Origin of the sequence: Noviherbaspirillum sp. (genome assembly GCF_035944575.1) — a bacterium.
Lineage (GTDB): Bacteria > Pseudomonadota > Gammaproteobacteria > Burkholderiales > Burkholderiaceae_D > Noviherbaspirillum.
Window position 1 is genome coordinate 1 of the sequence record NZ_DASZBA010000092.1, and the last position, 17,743, is coordinate 17,743.

General features: G+C 60.6%; 18 protein-coding genes. 8 read left to right on the forward strand and 10 right to left on the reverse strand.

Annotated features, from left to right (window positions below; all coding sequences use genetic code 11):
* Positions 1-83: 83 nt before the first annotated feature.
* The 5 genes from paaE to paaA are packed head-to-tail and all read right to left on the reverse strand — an operon-like array spanning position 84 to position 3,776.
* Positions 84-1,160, reverse strand: coding sequence for a 1,2-phenylacetyl-CoA epoxidase subunit PaaE (gene paaE, locus VGU61_RS05515; RefSeq protein WP_326858100.1), 1,077 nt, complete (start codon positions 1,158-1,160; stop codon positions 84-86).
* A 30-nt stretch (positions 1,161-1,190) separates the two neighbouring features.
* Positions 1,191-1,706 (reverse strand): 1,2-phenylacetyl-CoA epoxidase subunit PaaD, encoded by a 516-nt coding sequence (paaD, locus tag VGU61_RS05520; RefSeq protein WP_326858101.1) that lies wholly within the window; start codon positions 1,704-1,706, stop codon positions 1,191-1,193.
* Positions 1,700-2,455, reverse strand: a complete 756-nt coding sequence (gene paaC, locus VGU61_RS05525) for a 1,2-phenylacetyl-CoA epoxidase subunit PaaC (RefSeq protein WP_326858102.1) — start codon at positions 2,453-2,455, stop codon at positions 1,700-1,702. The genes paaD and paaC overlap by 7 nt, the downstream gene beginning before the upstream one ends.
* An 8-nt stretch (positions 2,456-2,463) precedes the next feature.
* On the reverse strand, positions 2,464-2,748 hold the full coding sequence (paaB, locus tag VGU61_RS05530; protein ID WP_326858103.1) for a 1,2-phenylacetyl-CoA epoxidase subunit PaaB: 285 nt from the start codon (positions 2,746-2,748) through the stop codon (positions 2,464-2,466).
* A gap of 41 nt (positions 2,749-2,789) precedes the next feature.
* A complete protein-coding gene (paaA, locus tag VGU61_RS05535; protein WP_326858104.1) occupies positions 2,790-3,776 on the reverse strand; it encodes a 1,2-phenylacetyl-CoA epoxidase subunit PaaA in 987 nt (328 codons plus the stop codon).
* A gap of 214 nt (positions 3,777-3,990) precedes the next feature.
* Here paaA and paaX point away from each other — a divergent pair, with 214 nt between their 5' ends.
* The 5 genes from paaX (at position 3,991) to VGU61_RS05560 (ending at position 9,966) form a co-directional block, all read left to right on the forward strand.
* On the forward strand, positions 3,991-4,917 hold the full coding sequence (paaX, locus tag VGU61_RS05540) for a phenylacetic acid degradation operon negative regulatory protein PaaX (RefSeq protein ID WP_326858105.1): 927 nt from the start codon (positions 3,991-3,993) through the stop codon (positions 4,915-4,917).
* A 158-nt stretch (positions 4,918-5,075) separates the two neighbouring features.
* Positions 5,076-6,242, forward strand: coding sequence for an ABC transporter substrate-binding protein (locus tag VGU61_RS05545; protein ID WP_326858106.1), 1,167 nt, complete (start codon positions 5,076-5,078; stop codon positions 6,240-6,242).
* A gap of 124 nt (positions 6,243-6,366) precedes the next feature.
* Positions 6,367-7,422: a branched-chain amino acid ABC transporter permease gene (locus VGU61_RS05550; protein ID WP_326858107.1), complete on the forward strand. Its 1,056-nt coding sequence runs from the start codon at positions 6,367-6,369 to the stop codon at positions 7,420-7,422.
* Positions 7,419-9,203, forward strand: coding sequence for a branched-chain amino acid ABC transporter ATP-binding protein/permease (locus VGU61_RS05555; RefSeq protein WP_326858108.1), 1,785 nt, complete (start codon positions 7,419-7,421; stop codon positions 9,201-9,203). Before VGU61_RS05550 ends, VGU61_RS05555 begins: the two co-directional genes overlap by 4 nt.
* Positions 9,204-9,219: 16 nt before the next feature.
* Positions 9,220-9,966 carry an ABC transporter ATP-binding protein gene (locus VGU61_RS05560; protein ID WP_326858109.1) on the forward strand — a complete coding sequence of 249 codons (747 nt, stop codon included), beginning with the start codon at positions 9,220-9,222 and terminating at the stop codon, positions 9,964-9,966.
* A 72-nt stretch (positions 9,967-10,038) separates the two neighbouring features.
* Here VGU61_RS05560 and folE2 read toward each other — a convergent pair whose 3' ends face one another.
* Genes folE2 through VGU61_RS05580 form a run of 4 tightly spaced genes read right to left on the reverse strand, consistent with a single transcriptional unit; the run spans position 10,039 to position 13,928 of the window.
* Positions 10,039-10,845, reverse strand: coding sequence for a GTP cyclohydrolase FolE2 (gene folE2, locus VGU61_RS05565; protein ID WP_326858110.1), 807 nt, complete (start codon positions 10,843-10,845; stop codon positions 10,039-10,041).
* Between the two features lie 53 nt (positions 10,846-10,898).
* A complete protein-coding gene (gene dxs, locus VGU61_RS05570) occupies positions 10,899-12,764 on the reverse strand; it encodes a 1-deoxy-D-xylulose-5-phosphate synthase (protein ID WP_326858116.1) in 1,866 nt (621 codons plus the stop codon).
* Positions 12,765-12,771: 7 nt separating this feature from the next.
* The gene (locus tag VGU61_RS05575; protein WP_326858111.1) at positions 12,772-13,665 is read right to left on the reverse strand and encodes a farnesyl diphosphate synthase; all 894 of its coding nucleotides are present in this window, start codon (positions 13,663-13,665) and stop codon (positions 12,772-12,774) included.
* A complete protein-coding gene (locus VGU61_RS05580) occupies positions 13,662-13,928 on the reverse strand; it encodes an exodeoxyribonuclease VII small subunit (protein WP_326858117.1) in 267 nt (88 codons plus the stop codon). The genes VGU61_RS05575 and VGU61_RS05580 overlap by 4 nt, the downstream gene beginning before the upstream one ends.
* Positions 13,929-14,245: 317 nt before the next feature.
* Here VGU61_RS05580 and VGU61_RS05585 point away from each other — a divergent pair, with 317 nt between their 5' ends.
* The 3 genes from VGU61_RS05585 to VGU61_RS05595 all read left to right on the forward strand — a co-directional run bounded on the left by VGU61_RS05585 (position 14,246) and on the right by VGU61_RS05595 (position 17,263).
* Entirely contained in the window at positions 14,246-15,346 is a 1,101-nt protein-coding gene (locus VGU61_RS05585) for an aromatic ring-hydroxylating dioxygenase subunit alpha (protein WP_326858112.1), read from the forward strand.
* A 103-nt stretch (positions 15,347-15,449) separates the two neighbouring features.
* On the forward strand, positions 15,450-16,400 hold the full coding sequence (locus VGU61_RS05590; RefSeq protein ID WP_326858113.1) for a DMT family transporter: 951 nt from the start codon (positions 15,450-15,452) through the stop codon (positions 16,398-16,400).
* 8 nt (positions 16,401-16,408) lie between these two features.
* A complete protein-coding gene (locus VGU61_RS05595) occupies positions 16,409-17,263 on the forward strand; it encodes a sulfurtransferase (RefSeq protein WP_326858114.1) in 855 nt (284 codons plus the stop codon).
* Between the two features lie 108 nt (positions 17,264-17,371).
* On the opposite strand, the gene VGU61_RS05600 is transcribed toward VGU61_RS05595, so the two are convergent.
* Positions 17,372-17,743, reverse strand: a 372-nt coding sequence (locus VGU61_RS05600; protein WP_326858115.1) for a ZIP family metal transporter, incomplete at its 5' end; no start/stop codon positions are given.

Sequence of the window (17,743 nt, forward strand, 5' to 3'; positions counted from 1 at the left end):
CTAGCCCTCCCCCTGAAAGGGGGAGGGAACCATTCGGCGGAAATTTTGAAGTAATCTACTTTAAGGAACTCTGGAAACCCCGCTCACGTATCCTGATCAAAATCCATCACCACCCTATCCGTCACCGGAAAACTCTGGCAAGACAGCACGAACCCCCGCGCAATCTCGTAATCCTCCAGCGCATAGTTGGCATCCATGTCTACCTTGCCATCCACCACCTTGCAGCGGCAGGTCGAGCATACTCCGCCCTTGCAGGAATAGCGCATGTCAATCCCCTGCCGCAGCCCGGCATCCAGCACCGATTCCTTGTCCTTTTCCATCGTGAAGCTGGTATGCCGGCCATCGATGATCAAAGTGACTTCGCATTCCTGGCGTCCCGGCAAGGTCTGCGCGCGCGGCACATGCTTGTGTTTCGGAATGCTGGAGGCGAACAGTTCCATCTTGATGTTCGACTTCGGCATGCCATGCGCCTGCAAGGCAGCCGACACGCTTTGCATCATGTCTTCCGGGCCACAGATGAATGCGATATCGACATCGCTCAGATCGATCCAGTGCCTGAAAAAATCCTCGCATTTCTCGCCGGTGATGCGACCGTTGAACAGTTCGACATCTTGCTGCTCGCGGCTCATCACGTAGACGAGGTTGAAGCGGTCGAGATACCTGTCTTTCAGGTCGCCCAGCTCGTTCTTGAAAATGACGGTGGACGATGCCCGGTTGCCGTAGAACAGCGTAAACCGGCTGTGCGGTTCCGCCATCAGCGTGGTCTTGATGATGGACATCAGCGGCGTGATGCCGCTGCCGGCGGCGAAGCCGACATAGTGCTTGCGATTGTCCGGCGACAGCGGCGTGTTGAAATGGCCCATCGGCGGCATGACATCGATCACCTGTCCTGGGCGCAGCGCATCGTTGGCCCAGCAGGAAAACACGCCGCCGGAATTACGCTTGATCGCCACCCGCAGGGACTTGTCCTGCACGGCCGAACAGATCGAATAGGAACGCCGCACATCTTCGCCGTCGATGTGCGTGCGCAGGGTGAGGTGCTGTCCGTGGCTGTACTCGAATGCCTGCCGCAAATCAGGCGGCACGGCGAAGGTCACCACGACGGCATCGCGGGTTTCCTTCGTCACACCGGCTACCGTCAGCGCATGGAATTTACTCATCGTTCGTCGCCTCGCCTGTCATGCGTGCGCTTAGTGGCACTTGAAATAATCAAAGGGCTCCAGGCAGTCTACGCATTGGTACAGTGCCTTGCAGGGTGTGGAACCGAACTGGCTGACGACGCTCGTCCGCCGCGATCCGCAATGGGGGCAAGGCACTTGCGGCATCGTGTTCCGCTTGCGGCTGATTCCGGTGATGTCGATCGCCTGTTCCACCGGCGGCGCGATGCCGTAGCCCTTCAGCTTCGCCTTGCCGGCGTCGCTCATCCAGTCGGTGCTCCATGCCGGTGAAAGCCGGGTCAGGATGCGCACGCGTTCGACGCCATGGCCTTTCAATGCCTCGGTGACCGCCTCGGCGATCACGGCCATCGCCGGACAGCCGGAATAGGTCGGCGTGATGGTGACCAAGCATTCACCATCGTCTCCCCACGCAACATCGCGCACGATGCCGAGGTCGATGATCGAGATTGCCGGAATTTCCGGATCGGGAATACCGGCCAGCCATTCCCATATCTGCGCCGGCGCGATGGAACAAGTTGCGCTCACCATTGCGCTCCCGGATAGGCGCGCTGCAGGAATTGCATTTCCGCCAGCAGATAACCGAGATGCTCGGTATGCCTGCCCTGCTTGCCGCCCTTCTGCATGAAGGCGTCGGGCGACGGCATCGTCAGCGTCGCTTCGTCGCACACTTCCTTCATATGCGCAAGCCACGGCCCGCGCAAGTCGGCCGGATGCGGCGCTGCGCCTTCGGCGACCATCGCTTCCTCGACACTATCGGCCATGAACATTTCGCCGGTGTACATCCACAGGTCGTCGAGCGCCGCCTGCATCATCGCGCGGCTTTTTTCCGTTCCGTCGCCAAGCCGCACGATGAGATCGCTGCTGCGCCGCACATGGTAGGTGACTTCCTTCAGGGATTTTTCCGCGATCTCGGCGATGCGCCTGTCGCTTGACTTGACGAGCGCCGTCTGCAAAAAGTAGTGCCATGCATCGACGTAGAACTGGCGCGCCAGCGTTTCGCCGTAATGGCCGTTGGGCTGCTCCGCCAACAGGAGATTGCGGAAATCATGGGCGTCGCGCAGGTAGGCAAGCTGGTCTTCGTCACGTCCTGCCGGATCGAGTTCACCGGCATACGCATACCAGAGCCGCGCCTGCCCGAGCAGATCAAGCGCGACATTGGTCAGCGCCATGTCTTCCTCCAGCGCCGGCCCCTTGCCGCACCACTCGGAGAGCCGCTGCGAGAGCACGAGCGAGGTGTCGGCGAGCCGCAGCAGATATTGGAACTTGTGATCGGACATGGCGCGTCCTAGAGATTCTTTACTTCGTCCGGCATCGGGAAGAAGGTCGGATGCCGGTAGACCTTGTTGCTCGCCGGGTCGAACATGGCCGCCTTGTCCGACGGATCGCTGGCCGTGATGTCGGCGGCTTTTACCACCCAGATGCTGGTGCCTTCATTGCGGCGGGTGTAGACGTCGCGCGCGTTGTTGAGCGCCATGCCGGCGTCCGGCGCGTGCAGGCTGCCGACATGCTTGTGCGCAAGACCATGCTGGCTGCGGATGAACACTTCCCACAGCGGCCATTCCTTGTTCATGCAACTCTCCAATCAGTATGCGTTGACTTGTACGCAGGTATTCAGGCGGCCTGACGGGCCGCCTGCTTGTCGGCGTAGGCATTCAGGCCGTCACGGAACCATGCACCGTCCTCGTAGGCTTTCACCCGTGTGCGCAGCCGTTCGCGGTTGCACGGGCCATTGCCTTTGAGCACATTGTTGAATTCCGTCCAGTCGATCTTGCCGAACTCGTAGTGGCCGGTTTCGGCATTCCATTTCAGATCCGGATCGGGAATTGTGAGGCCGAGATACTCTGCCTGCGGCACGGTCTGGTCGACCATCTTCTGCCGCAGCTCGTCGTTCGAGAACAGCTTGATGCGCCATTGCGACGACTGGGCGCTGTTGACCGATTCGGCGTCGGACGGGCCGAACATCATCAGCGACGGCCACCACCAGCGGTTGAGCGCATCCTGCGCCATCTGTTTCTGTTCCGGCGTGCCACGTGCCATCGCCATCATGATGTCGTAGCCCTGGCGCGCATGGAAGGATTCTTCCTTGCAGACGCGGATCATCGCCCGCGCATATGGCCCGTAAGAGCAACGGCACAGCGGAATCTGGTTGATGATGGCGGAGCCGTCGACCAGCCAGCCGATCGCGCCCATGTCCGCCCATGTCAATGTCGGGTAATTGAAGATGCTGGAATATTTCGCCTTGCCGGAATGCAGGTCATTGAGCAACTGGTCACGCGACACGCCGAGCGTCTCCGCCGCGCTGTACAGATACAGGCCGTGGCCGGCTTCATCCTGGATCTTCGCCAGCAGAATGGATTTGCGCTTGAGGGTCGGCGCACGCGTTACCCAATTACCCTCCGGCAATTGGCCGACGATTTCCGAATGCGCATGCTGCGAAATCTGCCGGATCAATGTCTTGCGATAGCCCTCGGACATCCAATCCTTGGGCTCGATCTTGATGCCCGCATCGATTCTTTCCTGGAATGCTCTTTCCTCCGGCGACATCTGTTCCAGCGAACGAAGCTGGCGGGCGCCGGTATCGACCAATTGTGCGTACATTGCAATTCTCCTGAAGGCGGCAACGTGCAGGCCGCGTGATTTCGCAGGCGGGCATGCGGCCGTCAAGCCATAATATGATACGCAATAATTTATGTAAACGTCTTTGTTGAATCATTTTTGATTTCCGTATCCTGTCAAAGACTGTTGTGCTATAAATGCATTTCGATAAGAAACGGCACACGACCACGGCACCCCGCGCAACACACTATTTCGAATGAAGAACGCCTCCATCGATCAATGGATTCAGGATTTTCTGGACAGCAATCCGCCTCGCTCCAAATCGGTGGTGATGACTGTTTTCGGCGATTCGATCACGCCGCGCGGCGGCGCAGTCTGGCTGGGCAGCCTGATTGCCCTGCTGGCGCCGTTCGGCATCAGCGACCGGCTGGTGCGGACCAGCGTATTCCGGCTGGCGGAGGAAGGCTGGCTGGAGGCATCACGCGAAGGAAGGCGCAGCCTGTACACGCTGACGGCACCCGGATTGCGCCGCTTCGAGCGCGCGTACAAGCGCATATATGCGCCAACCGGGTTGAATTGGGATGGCCGCTGGACCATGCTGCTGACGGCGCCGGAAATCATCAGCGCCTCGCAACGGGCCAACCTGCGCAAGGAACTGCTGTGGGAAGGTTTCGGCATGATCGCGCCCGGCATCTTCGCGCATCCGGGCGGCAAGGCGGCGGCGCTGGAAGAGATTCTTGCGCGGCTGGACGTTACCGGAAAGGTATTTGTGTATTCGGCGGCGGCATCGGACGAGGTCAGCAGCAGGCCGTTAAGCGACCTGGTGACGCACTGCTGGGAACTGGACAAGGTGCTGGACGGCTATCGTCATTTCATCGATTGTTTCGCACCGTTGCTGAAGCTGGTGAAGTCGCGCCGCACGCTCGATCCGGAACAGGCGTTTGCGATCCGCACGTTGCTGATCCACACTTTCCGGCGCGCGCAGTTGCACGACCCCCAACTGCCGCTGGAATTATTGCCGGAGGACTGGCCCGGCACCATTGCATACGAGCTTTGCCATGAAATTTATCAGCTGACCTACAAGGAAGCCGACCAGCATATTCTGATGACGCTGCAGGCGGAAGACGATAACGTACCGGAAGCGGCATCCTATTTTTATGAACGCTTCGGAGGGTTGTCCTGAAAAGAAGCATCGAAAGAGGCATCGAAGGTATAAGGAGCAAGAACGAGACCGCCACGCGCAGGAATGTCCGCGTACGGAAACGGCAGGAAAGTGATGTAGCAGAACGAACGGGGAAGCAGGATCTCTCCGTGATCAAATTTCCACTTTGGAGCGAGACCATGAACAAAAAGCTAATCGGCACATTGCTGCCCACCTTACTGTCACTTGCATTCGCCACGAGCGCAACGGCCCAGATCAAGGTCGGCGTGACGGTGTCCGCCACGGGACCGGCCGCGTCGCTCGGCATCCCGGAGAAAAACACATTCGCATTGATGCCGAAGGAAATCGCCGGCAAGACCGTCGAATACATCGTCCTTGACGACGCATCCGACACGACGACGGCGGTAAAGAATACGCGCAGGCTGATCTCCGAAGACAAGGTCGACGTGGTAATCGGATCGACGGTGACGCCGAATTCGCTGGCCATGATCGATGTCGCGGCCGAATCGCAGACGCCGATGATTTCCATGGCCGCGTCCGCCGCCATCGTCGAGCCGGTGGATGCGCGGCGCAAATGGGTATTCAAAACACCGCAGAACGATTCGCACATGGCCACCGCGATTACCGAACACATGGCCAATGCAGGCATCAAGACTGTGGCCTTCATCGGTTTCGCCGATGCTTACGGCGAAGGGTGGTTCAGGGAATTTTCGAAGCTGGCAGAAGTGCGCAGACTCAATCTGGTTGCCAACGAGCGCTTCGCCCGCAGCGATACATCGGTGACCGGCCAGGTTCTCAAGATTGTCGGCGCCAACCCCGATGCGGTATTGATCGCCGGCTCCGGCACGCCGGCCGCGCTGCCGCAGAAGGCATTGAAGGAACGGGGCTACAAGGGTGTGATCTATCAGACGCACGGCGTGGCGAACAACGACTTCCTGCGTGTCTGCGGCAAGGATTGCGAAGGGACGTTCCTGCCGTCGGGACCGCTGCTGGTTGCCGAGCAGCTGCCGGCGTCCAACCCGATCAAGAATTCCGCAATGACCTACAAGACCGCCTATGAAAAAGCATACGGTCCGGGCACCGTGTCGACCTTCGGCGGCCACGCCTGGGATGCGGGACGCCTGCTTGCGGCTGCGGCGCCGGAAGCATTGAAGCAGGCGCAGCCGGGCACACCGGAATTCCGCAAGGCGTTGCGTGACGCGCTCGAAGGCATCAAGAATCTCCCGGTGTCGCACGGCATCGTAAACATGGGCCCGAATGACCACCTCGGCCTGGACCAGCGCGCCCGCGTGATGGTGCAGATCGCCGGCGGCAAATGGAAGCTCCTCGGCAGCGACAACAAGTAAGGTTCCGGGTGGCGTTGCAAGGGGAGTGGCCACACTCCCCTTTTTTCAAGCGCATGCCGCAAACCATGTGCGCCTCCCGCGTTTTGTTATACCCTCTTGTTGAATTCATTTGCCGGGACCCAAAATGGATCTATCGATTGCAGCCATCCTTGCACAGGACGGCATAACGAGCGGCGCAATTTACGCACTGCTGTCCTTGGCATTGGTACTGGTATTTTCAGTCACCCGTGTCATCTTCATTCCGCAAGGCGAATTCGTCGCCTTCGGCGCATTGACGCTCGCCGCCATGCAATCGAATATCTTCCCCCAGTCCGCGACGCTGCTGGTCGCCCTGGGTGTCGTCACGTTTGTCCAGGAAACCTACTTCGTCATGCGTACGGCTGAACGTCGCCGTACCGCCGCGCGCAGCATTCCGCTCGCGCTGGTGGCCTTCGTATTGGCCCCTCTTGCCATCTTCGCCGCCACCAGGACATTCGCCGGTCCGACGCTGCCGATGGCGCTGCAGGTGCTGCTGACCCTGGCGATCGTGGTGCCGATGGGCCCGATGGTTTACCGCCTCGCTTTCCAGCCCCTGGCCGAGGCCAGCACGCTGATCCTGCTGATCGTCTCGGTCGGCGTGCATTTCGCATTGATGGGCATGGGCCTCGTCATCTTCGGCGCCGAAGGGTCCCGTACCGCGCCATTTTCCGATGCGCGTTTCGAAGCCGGCGCGATGGCGATTTCCGGCCAGAGCATCGTGGTTATCGCCGTATCGCTGGCGCTGATCGCCGCACTCTACCTGTATTTTGAGCGCACACTGTCCGGCAAGGCATTGCGCGCCACCGCCGTCAATCGCCTCGGCGCGCGGCTGGTCGGCATCGGCACCGCGCAGGCGGGCCGTCTTGCGTTCACCCTGGCGGCGGCGATGGGCGCGCTGTGCGGCGTGCTGATCGCTCCGCTGACCACCATTTATTACGACAGCGGCTTCCTGATCGGCCTGAAGGGATTCGTCGGCGCCATCATCGGCGGACTGGCAAGCTATCCGGTGGCCGCGGCCGGCGCCGTGCTGGTCGGGCTGCTGGAGTCTTATTCTTCGTTCTGGGCCAGCGCATTCAAGGAAGTAGTCGTATTTACCCTGATCATCCCGGTTCTGCTGTGGCGCTCCCTCAAGTCCGGCCATACCGACGAGGGAGAGGAATGATGCGCATCTATTTTCTTGCCTTCCTCGCCGTCATGGCGTTGCTGCCCATCCTGCCCACGCCCCCTTTCTGGATTACGCTGGCCAACTACATCGGCCTCTACTCCATCGTCGCGCTTGGCCTGGTGCTGCTGACCGGTGTCGGCGGCCTGACCTCATTCGGCCAGGCCGCCTTCGTCGGCATCGGCGCTTACGCCACCGCCTATCTGACATCGCAACTCGGCATCTCTCCATGGGTCGGGCTGCTGGCCGGCATCGTCATCACCGCCGGCGCGGCTTTCTTCATCGGCGCCATCACGATGCGGCTGTCCGGGCATTTCCTGCCGCTCGGCACCATCGCCTGGGGCCTGTCGCTGTACTACGTCTTCGGCAACCTCGAATTCCTCGGCAAGTACGATGGCCTGACAGGCATCCCTCCGGTGACGATCCTGTCCTTTACGCTGGATCTGGGCCGGGAGATGTATGTGTTGATCTGGCTGACGGTGATCCTGTCGCTGCTGGCCATCAAGAACCTGCTCAATTCCAGGCCGGGCCGCGCTATCCGGGCGCTCAGGGGCGGCGGCGTGATGGCCGAGGCGATGGGTGTCAACACCACCTGGATGAAGATCGTGATCTTTGTATTTGCCGCGCTGCTGGCCTGCCTGTCCGGCTGGCTGTACGCTCACCTGCAACGGGCGGTGAACCCGACGCCCTTCGGCCTGAATGCCGGCATCGAGTATCTGTTCATGGCGGTGGTCGGCGGCGCCGGCTACGTATGGGGAGCGATCCTCGGCGCAGCCCTGCTGACACTGCTGAAAGACCAGCTGCAGCAGATTCTTCCGGCGCTGCTGGGCGCCAACGGCAATTTCGAGATCATCGTCTTCGGCATCATGCTCGTGGTGCTGCTGCAGCGTGCGCGCGAGGGCCTGTGGCCGTTTGTGCGCAAGTGGTTTCCAAGCAAGCCGGAGGCGGTAGCGCCCGCTTCGGCCGCTGCCCTGCCCAAGCGCGCAAAGCATGCGCCTGGTGCTACCGTCCTGCAGATCGACCGGGCGCGCAAGGAGTTCGGCGGACTGGTTGCGGTGAACGACATGCAGTTCGACGTCAAGGCCGGCGAGATCATGGGACTCATCGGTCCCAATGGCGCCGGCAAATCCACCATGTTCAACCTGGTCACCGGCGTGCTGCCATTGACCGGCGGCCAGATCCGATTCATGGTGAACGGCGAGCTGACCCGCATCGACGGCCTGCCCTCACGCCGCATCGTCCGCCACGGCATCGCCCGCACTTTCCAGCATGTGCGGCTCATGCCGACCATGACGGTGCTGGAGAATGTCGCCATCGGCGCCCACCTGCGCGGCACGCACGGCGATGTGGCGGGCATCTTCACCAGCATCGTCCGCGCCAACAAATCCGAGGAACAGGCGCTGCTCTTCGAAGCGAAGACACAGCTCGAACGCGTCGGACTCGGCCACATGCTCTATGAGGAAGCCGGCAGCCTTGCGCTCGGCCAGCAGCGCATCCTCGAAATCGCCCGCGCTCTGTGTTGCGACCCGACCCTGCTGCTGCTCGACGAACCGGCCGCCGGCCTGCGCTACAAGGAAAAGCAGGCGCTGGCTGATCTGCTGCGCAAGCTGAAGGGTGAAGGCATGACCATCCTGCTGGTCGAACACGACATGGACTTCGTGATGAACCTGACCGACCGGCTGGTGGTGATGGAGTTCGGCACCAAGATCGCGTCCGGCCTGCCGGCCGACGTGCAGCAGGATCCGGCGGTGCTGGAGGCCTATCTCGGCGGCGTCGAATGATATGAAGGAACACACCATGTCCACACCGGTACTGGAAGTCAGGGATCTGCATGTCGCCTATGGCAAGGTTGAGGCGCTGCACGGCGCCAACCTCACCGTCGGCGCCGGTCAGATCGTCACCGTCATCGGCCCCAACGGCGCCGGCAAATCGACCATGCTCAATGCGATCGCCGACGCGATGCCGGCCAGCGGCGCATTGCGCGGCGACATCCAGCTTCTCGGGCATGATATGCGCGGCGTGCCGATCGAAGCGCGGGTCGCGCGCGGCATGTCGCTGGTGCCCGAGAAGCGCGAACTGTTTTCCAGCATGACGGTGGAAGACAACCTGCGGCTTGGCGCCTATCGCCGCTACCGCGCCGGCGACAAGAACCATGCCGATCAGCTTGATGTCGTATTCGGCCTTTTTCCGCGCCTGAAGGAACGGCGCAGGCAGGAAGCCGGCACGCTGTCGGGCGGCGAGCGGCAGATGCTTGCCATCGGACGTGCGCTGATGGCAAAGCCGCAGTTGCTGATGCTGGATGAGCCCAGCCTCGGCCTGGCGCCGCTAATTGTGAAAGAAATTTTCCATATCATCGTCAGCCTGAAGCAGACCGGCGTTGCGATCCTGCTGGTCGAGCAGAATGCCCGCGCGGCACTGCAGGTGGCCGACTATGCGTATGTACTGGAAACCGGTGACATTGCACTCGAAGGTCCTGCGTCCGATTTGGCCAATGATCCGAAGGTGATCGATACCTATCTGGGGCTGACGAAAAAAGTGGCGTAGCGGAGTCTTGCCAAGCCGAGCACCCAATAAAAAAGCGACGCATTGCGTCGCTTTTTTATTGGGTGCATCCCGTTATTTGATCCGCTTGTCCTTCTCGATCACCGCATACGCCGAGTGATTGTGGATCGACTCGAAATTTTCCGCTTCCAGGGTATAGGCGGCGATGCGCGCATCGGCATTCAGCATGCCGGCCACGTCGCGCACCAGATCCTCGACGAACTTCGGATTATCGTATGCGCGCTCGGTCACGTACTTCTCGTCCGGCCGCTTCAGCAATCCATACAATTCGCAGGACGCCTGCGCCTCGATCCTTGCGATCAGATCATCCACCGGCATTTCATCGGCCAGCAAGGCGCTGACTGTGATGTGCGAACGCTGGTTGTGCGCGCCGTAGGCGGAAATCTTCTTCGAGCACGGGCACAGGCTGGTGACCGGGACTAATACCCTCAATGTGACTTCCAGCTTGCCGTCCCTGATTTCGCCGGTGAAGCCGACTTCGTAATCCATCAGGCTTTCGACGCCGGAAACCGGCGCGATCTTGTTGATGAAATACGGGAACGACAATTCGACACGACCCGAATCGGCTTCGAGCAATTCCACCATCCGGTGCATCAGCTTGCTGAACGTGCCGACATCGAGCGGCGCCCGGTTGTCTTCCAGCAGCCCGATGAAGCGCGACATGTGCGTGCCCTTCTGATCCTCCGGGAGATGCACATACATGTTCCATGTACCCACGGTCGGCTGCACGCCCGCAGCGGTCCTGATCGTGACCGGATAACGCACTCCCTTGACGCCGACACGCTGGATCGCAATCCGGCGGGTATCGGCAGTGCTTTGCACATCGGGAATGGTAGTCAGGTTCAGATCACGGGTATTCATTAATATGCCTATTCAGGTTGTCGCGCCGACTCATGCGGCTGCCAGGTTTCTTGTCAGTTGTTGACCACGAGCCGGGGTTCGCCCTTGCCAAAGCGTTGTCGTATCGATGCCGCAATGCCCTTGGCATCCAGACCGCATCCGGCAAGCAACAGCGCCGTATCGCCATGATCAATGAATCGATCCGGAAGTCCCAGATGCAGGATTGGCTTCACGATGCCGGCTTCCGCCAGCGCCTCCGCGACTGCCGAGCCGGCGCCACCCATGATCGCGCCTTCTTCCACGGTAACGATGGCATCGTGCGTCTGCGCCAGCCGCTTGACCAGTTCCACGTCCAGCGGCTTGACGAAGCGCATGTTCGCCACCGTCGCATTCAATTCTTCCGCCGCCGTCAAACTCGGCGCTAGCATCGTGCCGAATGCAAGAATGGCAACGTCCTTGCCCTCCTTACGGATTTCGCCCCGGCCGATCGGCAGGGTGCGAAGTTCCGGCTCGATCGCAGCGCCGATGCCTGCGCCTCGCGGGTACCGAACCGCGGCAGGGCCATTATATTGGAAAGCCGTGGAGAGCATCTGACGGCACTCGTTCTCGTCCGACGGCGCCATGACAACCATATTGGGGATGCAGCGCAAATACGCAATGTCGTAATTGCCCGCATGCGTCGCACCGTCGGCGCCCACCAGTCCGGAACGGTCGAGCGCGAAGGTGACATCGAGATTCTGCAAGGCGACATCATGGATCAGCTGATCGTAGCCGCGCTGCAGGAACGTGGAATAAATGGCAAGAACCGGCTTCAGTCCTTCGCAGGCGAGACCGGCTGCAAACGTCACCGCATGCTGCTCGGCAATGCCTACATCGTAATATCGGTCCGGAAAGCGCTGCTCGAACTCCACCATGCCGGAACCTTCACGCATCGCAGGGGTAATGCCCACCAGTCGCTTGTCCTGCGCCGCCATGTCGCATAGCCAATTGCCGAACACCTGGGTATAAGTCTGCTTGCCTGCGGCGGCCGGCTTGATGCCTTCGGCCGGGTTGAATTTCCCCGGGCCGTGGTAGAGCACGGGATCGGCTTCGGCCAGCTTGTAGCCCTGGCCTTTCTTGGTCACCACGTGCAGGAACTGCGGCCCCTTCAGATTCTTCAGGTTCTGCAGGGTCGGCACCAGTGAATCGAGGTCGTGACCGTCGATGGGGCCGATGTAGTTGAAGCCGAATTCCTCGAACATCGTGGCCGGCACCACCATGCCTTTCGCATGTTCCTCGAACCGCTTGGCCAGTTCCAGCATCGGGCCGGGCAACACCGACTTCCCGACATTCTTGGCGGCCGCATAGAACTTGCCCGACATCAGGCGCGCGAGATAGCGATTGAGCGCGCCGACCGGCGGGGAGATCGACATGTCGTTGTCGTTCAGGATGACCAGCAGGTTGATGTCGTTATAGACGCCGGCATTGTTCATCGCCTCGAATGCCATGCCGGCCGTCATCGCGCCGTCGCCGATGACGGCGATCGCGTGGCGGGTCTCGCCCTTGCTCCGCGCGGCCAGCGCCATGCCGAGCGCGGCGGAAATCGAGGTCGACGAATGCGCGGTGCCGAAGGTGTCGTATTCGCTTTCAACACGGCGCGGAAAACCGGAGATGCCGTTGAGCTGGCGCAGCGTGTTCATGCGGTCGCGCCGGCCGGTCAGGATCTTGTGCGGATACGTTTGGTGACCGACATCCCAGACGATGCGATCCTCCGGCGTATTGAATACATAGTGCAACGCGATGGTCAGCTCCACCGTGCCGAGGTTCGACGACAGATGCCCGCCGGTCTGCGACACCGAGTCGAGCAGGTAGGCACGCAGCTCGTCGGCCAGTGGCTTGAGATGTGCGCGCGGGAGTCTGCGCAGGTCGGCGGGGAGATCAATCTTCTTTAACAAATCCATGCTCATACTAAGCCTTCCGCTGCACGATGAAGTCCGCGAGGTCGCGTAAGCGCCGTGCTTCTTGTTCGAACGGCATGAGCGCCCGGTGGGCGTCATTGCGCAATTTTTCCGCCAGATTCCGCGATTCTTCCAAACCCAGAATCGATACATAAGTCGGCTTGTTGTCCGCCGCATCCTTGCCCGCGGTCTTGCCGAGCGTAGCCGAATCGGCGGTTGCATCCAGTACATCGTCGACGACCTGGAACGCCAGGCCGACCGCATCCGCATACGCCTCCAGCGATGCGCGCTCGGCGTCCGACAGCGCCTTGCCGCACACGGCGCCCAGCAGCACCGATGCGCGCAGCAGCGCACCGGTTTTCATGCGATGCATACGCTCCAGCTCAGGCTGGGTAAGACTTAGTCCGACGCTGTCGAGGTCAATCGCCTGGCCGCCGCACATGCCGACAGAACCGGCAGCCTCGGCCAGCATCCGGACCATGGAAAGCTTGCGGGCGGCATCGCCGTCGCCGTCCGACAGGACCAGGAATGCCTGCGCCTGCAGCGCATCGCCGACCAGCAAGGCGGTGGCCTCGTCGTATTTGACATGCACGGTCGGCTTGCCGCGCCGCAGTGCGTCGTCATCCATGCATGGCATGTCGTCGTGCACAAGCGAATACACGTGAATCATTTCAACTGCGGATGCGGCGCGCATCAGGTCTTCCCTGCGGGCGCCAAACAGCTCGCCGGCTGCGAATACCAATAGCGGACGGACCCGCTTGCCGCCATCGAGCGCCGCGTAGCGCATTGCCTCATGCAGTCGTTGCGGCGCTTCGCGCTGGTCCGGCAGCATGACGCTCAACGCATCTTCCATGATCGACTGGACGCTCTTCATCCAGTCGAGAAACGCCGATTGCAAGATCATTCGTCGGCCTCGTCGCCGGTGTCGTCATCGGAATAGGCGGCAAACGGCTTGAGCATATCGCCTTCGAGTACCTTGACCTGGTTTTCGACCTTGTCGAGTTGGCCAGTGCAGAACTTGACGAGTTCGGAGCCACGCTTGTAGGCGGCAACGGAGGCTTCCAACGGCAGCTCACCTGCTTCCATCCGGGCGACCAGCTGTTCCAGCTCAGCCATCGCTTCCTCGAACGACGCAGGCTGTGCGGCGGAAGGGGTTTTCTTTGACATATTGGCCATGATGAAGTTTAGCCGCTTATTTTAGAACAAACCATCTTATGGAGTTGAGATAGGGCAATCGGAATGCGGGCTGCCGGTCGATCTTGCAAGCATTCATTGCAAATATTTCAACATATTGCTCCGCGCTTCCGGCTTTTTCGCTTGCAGGATGGACAATCCGCAAGGAGGAGTGCTGTTCCTGTGACAATGTGAGGGGTGGGGTATAATCCGCCGTTCTGTCCAAAATTTCCGTATCATTTTTTTCTTGAATACAGGTTTTTGCGGATTCTTTCTCTCTTAGGTTGGTGCAAATTAATTTGGGGGTGGGGATGTCCGATCTGGCTCAACTTGCCAAGCTCGCGCGATCCAACGCGCAACTTCCGGTCAACGTCTATTTCGACGACGTGCTGTTGCAAAAGGAAATCAAGCAGTTATTTCATCAGGGCCCGCGCTATGCCGGCCATGAACTCATGGTGCCCAATGCGGGCGACTATGCCACATTGGCATGGGAAAACGAAGGCCGCATGCTGGTGCGCAATCCGCAGGGCATCGAACTGCTGTCGAACGTATGCCGTCACCGTCAGGCCAAGATGCTCGACGGTCGCGGCAACGCACAGAATATCGTCTGCCCGCTGCATCGCTGGACCTATGACCTCAAGGGCGAATTGATCGGCGCGCCGCATTTCGGCGAGACGCCGTGCATGAACCTGTCAAGGACGCCGCTGCAAAACTGGAACGGATTGCTGTTCGAGCAGAACGGTGTCGACGTGGCGCGCATCATGTCCGGCCTTGGCGTCGCAAAGGATCTCGATTTCACCGGCTACATGCTCGACCATGTCGAAGTGCACGAGTGCGATTACAACTGGAAAACCTTCATTGAAGTCTATCTGGAGGATTATCACGTCGAACCCTTCCATCCGGGCCTGGGCAGCTTCGTCACCTGCAACGACCTGCGCTGGGAATTCGGCGACCGCTACAGCGTGCAGACGGTCGGCGTGAACCATGCACTGTCACGCTCGGGCACGCCGAAATACCGCAAATGGCAGGAGCAGGTGCTCAAGTTCCGCAACGGCGTACCGCCGCCTCACGGCGCGATCTGGCTGACCTTGTACCCGAACATCATGGTGGAGTGGTATCCGCATGTGCTGGCGGTGTCGACCGTCTGGCCGAAAGGTCCGCAGAAAACGCTCAACGTGGTGGAGTTCTACTATCCGGAAGAGATCGTCCTGTTCGAGCGGGAATTTGTCGAGGCGGAACGCGACGCTTACATGGAAACCTGCATCGAGGATGACGAGATCGGCATGCGCATGGACGCCGGACGCCGCATCCTGATGGAGCGCGGCACCAGCGAAGTCGGTCCGTACCAGTCGCCGATGGAAGACGGCATGCAGCATTTCCACGAGTGGTACCGGCGCCAGATTCCTGTCTGACATGCAATCCGGGAAGGCGCTTGCGCGCCTTTCCTTTTTCAATTTCACTGTTGCAGCCGGCGTTCGATGCATCGGCGCCGTGCATTCTCGACTCTCCAATCCCATGCAGTCACTCTGGATGCTGTTCGCCAGCTTTATGTTTTCCATCATGGGCGTCTGCGTGAAGCTGGCATCCGACACCTATTCGACCGGCGAAATCGTGATGTACCGCGGCATCATCGGCGTCATCTTCATCTATGGCCTGACCCTGATGCAGGGAGGCACGCTGAAGACCTCGCTGCCCTGGCACCACTTCTGGCGCGGCACGGTGGGCGTTACCGCACTATGGTTCTGGTTCTATTCCATCGGGAAGCTGCCGCTGGCCACCGCCATCACCCTCAATTACATGGCGCCGATATGGATTGCGGCGATGTTGTTCACCCTCGGCTGGTGGCGCGGCGAAAAGCGTTTCGAATGGGGCCTTACGGCCGCCGTCGGCTTGAGTTTTATCGGCGTGACGATGCTGCTGCAGCCGTCGGTGCAGGCGGACCATTGGTTCGCGGCGCTGGTCGGTCTTGCATCAGGCATTCTGTCCGCCCTTGCTTATCTGCAGGTGCGCACGCTGGGCCAGCTCGGCGAACCGGAATACCGGGTGGTATTTTATTTTTCGCTGACCGGGGTCGTCGCCGGATTGCTGGGCACGCTGGCCGGACCCGGATTCATGGGCAACAGCGGCGAAGCCTGGCACCGTCATGAAGCAACCGGCATCGCACTTCTGCTGGCCATCGGCGTGACGGCAACCGTCGCCCAGATGGCGTTGACCCGCGCGTATCGCCTCGGAAAGACCCTGGTGACCGCCAACCTGCAGTACACCGGCATCGTATTTTCCAGCGTATGGGGCATCCTGATCTGGGGTGACCTGTTGAACTGGCTCGGCTGGACCGGCATCGGCGTGATCCTCGTCAGCGGCGTCGCCGCTACCTATTACAATGCCCGAAATGCCATCCCGCCGGAAAAGACATCGGCCACGAAGGCCACAGGTCAGTCCGACGACCGGATCTCCAACGAAGCATAGGAAACGACATGCCCAACACCACCCTGATTTCCGCCGCCGACCTTGCGAAACATCTCGACAACCCGAAATGGGTTGTCATCGATTGCCGCCACGACCTCGTCAATCCCGACGCCGGACGTGCCGCGTATGCCGCCGGGCATATTCCAGGCGCCGCCTTTGCCAGCCTCGACACCGACATGTCGGACAAGAGCCCCGGGCCGAACGGCGAATTCCGCGGCCGCCATCCTCTGCCGAGCCGTGACGCCTTCATGGAAAAAGTTCGTGGCTGGGGCATCGACGACGACTCGCAGGTGGTCGTCTATGATGCGCAGGGCGGCATGTTCGCGGCGCGATTGTGGTGGATGCTGCGCTGGATCGGCCATGCGGCGGTCGCAGTGCTGGATGGCGGATTGCCGGCCTGGCAGGCACAGGGATCAACCTTGTCGACCGCTGCCGTCGGAAAGCCGCGAGGCAACGCCGGCATGCGCCCTTCCATCGTGACAACCGTTGACGTACATGCGGTGCTGAACAATCTTTCGAGCAACGAGCGCACCGTGATCGATGCCCGCGCACCGGACCGGTTTCGCGGCGAGAACGAGACGCTCGACCCGGTCGGCGGCCATATTCCCGGAGCGAAGAACCGCTTCTTCAAGGACAACCTGCAAGGTGATGGGCGCTTCAAGACGGCGGAGCAATTGCGCACCGAGTTCGGCGCATTGATCGATAGACCAGAGGCCGCGATCATGCAATGCGGGTCCGGCGCAACGGCGTGCCACAACCTTCTTGCACTGGAGGTAGCCGGGCTGCCGGGCGCTGCGCTGTATCCGGGGTCGTGGAGTGAATGGTGTGCCGATCCGTCAAGGCCGGTGGCGACGGGAAATTGAAGTTTATCGGGCCGAAGGCGAGCTGCTTCATCCGGTAATCCGGCCTCATCCTCCTACCCCCTGGGAGAAGAAGGAAACCATGCGGCGGTCTTTTATCACGCAGCAGCCTTAATGCGCGTGCGACTGACTGGTGAGAAAAACCACGATCGCCACGCCGACAGCGATTAACAATATCTGCGGAATCGTCTCGCGCATGGTTGCCCGGCGCTGCATCTGCGGCATCAGATCACTGACGGCGATGTAGATGAATCCGGACGACGCGAACACGAGCACATACGGGATCCAGTCACTGGCCTGTTCCAGCGTAAAATAACCCACCAGGCCGCCGACCACGCCCATCAGGCTGCATAGCAGGTTGTAGACATAAGCCCGGGTGCGTGAAAAGCCGGCGTTGAGCAGCACGATGAAGTCACCGATTTCCTGCGGGATTTCATGCGCGATGATGGCCACGCCGGTGATCAGGCCAAGGCTCGGGTCGGC

Excerpts from the sequence above, each read along its gene's own strand:
- folE2 (WP_326858110.1), bottom strand. The coding sequence starts at position 10,845 with ATGAATACCCGTGATCTGAACCTGACTACCATTCCCGATGTGCAAAGC.
- paaD (WP_326858101.1), bottom strand. The coding sequence starts at position 1,706 with ATGGTGAGCGCAACTTGTTCCATCGCGCCGGCGCAGATATGGGAATGG.
- dxs (WP_326858116.1), bottom strand. The coding sequence starts at position 12,764 with ATGGATTTGTTAAAGAAGATTGATCTCCCCGCCGACCTGCGCAGACTC.
- paaA (WP_326858104.1), bottom strand. The coding sequence starts at position 3,776 with ATGTACGCACAATTGGTCGATACCGGCGCCCGCCAGCTTCGTTCGCTG.
- VGU61_RS05560 (WP_326858109.1), top strand. The coding sequence starts at position 9,220 with ATGTCCACACCGGTACTGGAAGTCAGGGATCTGCATGTCGCCTATGGC.
- VGU61_RS05585 (WP_326858112.1), top strand. The coding sequence starts at position 14,246 with ATGTCCGATCTGGCTCAACTTGCCAAGCTCGCGCGATCCAACGCGCAA.
- paaB (WP_326858103.1), bottom strand. The coding sequence starts at position 2,748 with ATGAACAAGGAATGGCCGCTGTGGGAAGTGTTCATCCGCAGCCAGCAT.
- VGU61_RS05580 (WP_326858117.1), bottom strand. The coding sequence starts at position 13,928 with ATGTCAAAGAAAACCCCTTCCGCCGCACAGCCTGCGTCGTTCGAGGAA.
- VGU61_RS05575 (WP_326858111.1), bottom strand. The coding sequence starts at position 13,665 with ATGATCTTGCAATCGGCGTTTCTCGACTGGATGAAGAGCGTCCAGTCG.
- VGU61_RS05555 (WP_326858108.1), top strand. The coding sequence starts at position 7,419 with ATGATGCGCATCTATTTTCTTGCCTTCCTCGCCGTCATGGCGTTGCTG.
- paaE (WP_326858100.1), bottom strand. The coding sequence starts at position 1,160 with ATGAGTAAATTCCATGCGCTGACGGTAGCCGGTGTGACGAAGGAAACC.
- VGU61_RS05590 (WP_326858113.1), top strand. The coding sequence starts at position 15,450 with ATGCAGTCACTCTGGATGCTGTTCGCCAGCTTTATGTTTTCCATCATG.
- VGU61_RS05595 (WP_326858114.1), top strand. The coding sequence starts at position 16,409 with ATGCCCAACACCACCCTGATTTCCGCCGCCGACCTTGCGAAACATCTC.
- VGU61_RS05545 (WP_326858106.1), top strand. The coding sequence starts at position 5,076 with ATGAACAAAAAGCTAATCGGCACATTGCTGCCCACCTTACTGTCACTT.
- paaX (WP_326858105.1), top strand. The coding sequence starts at position 3,991 with ATGAAGAACGCCTCCATCGATCAATGGATTCAGGATTTTCTGGACAGC.
- VGU61_RS05550 (WP_326858107.1), top strand. The coding sequence starts at position 6,367 with ATGGATCTATCGATTGCAGCCATCCTTGCACAGGACGGCATAACGAGC.
- paaC (WP_326858102.1), bottom strand. The coding sequence starts at position 2,455 with ATGTCCGATCACAAGTTCCAATATCTGCTGCGGCTCGCCGACACCTCG.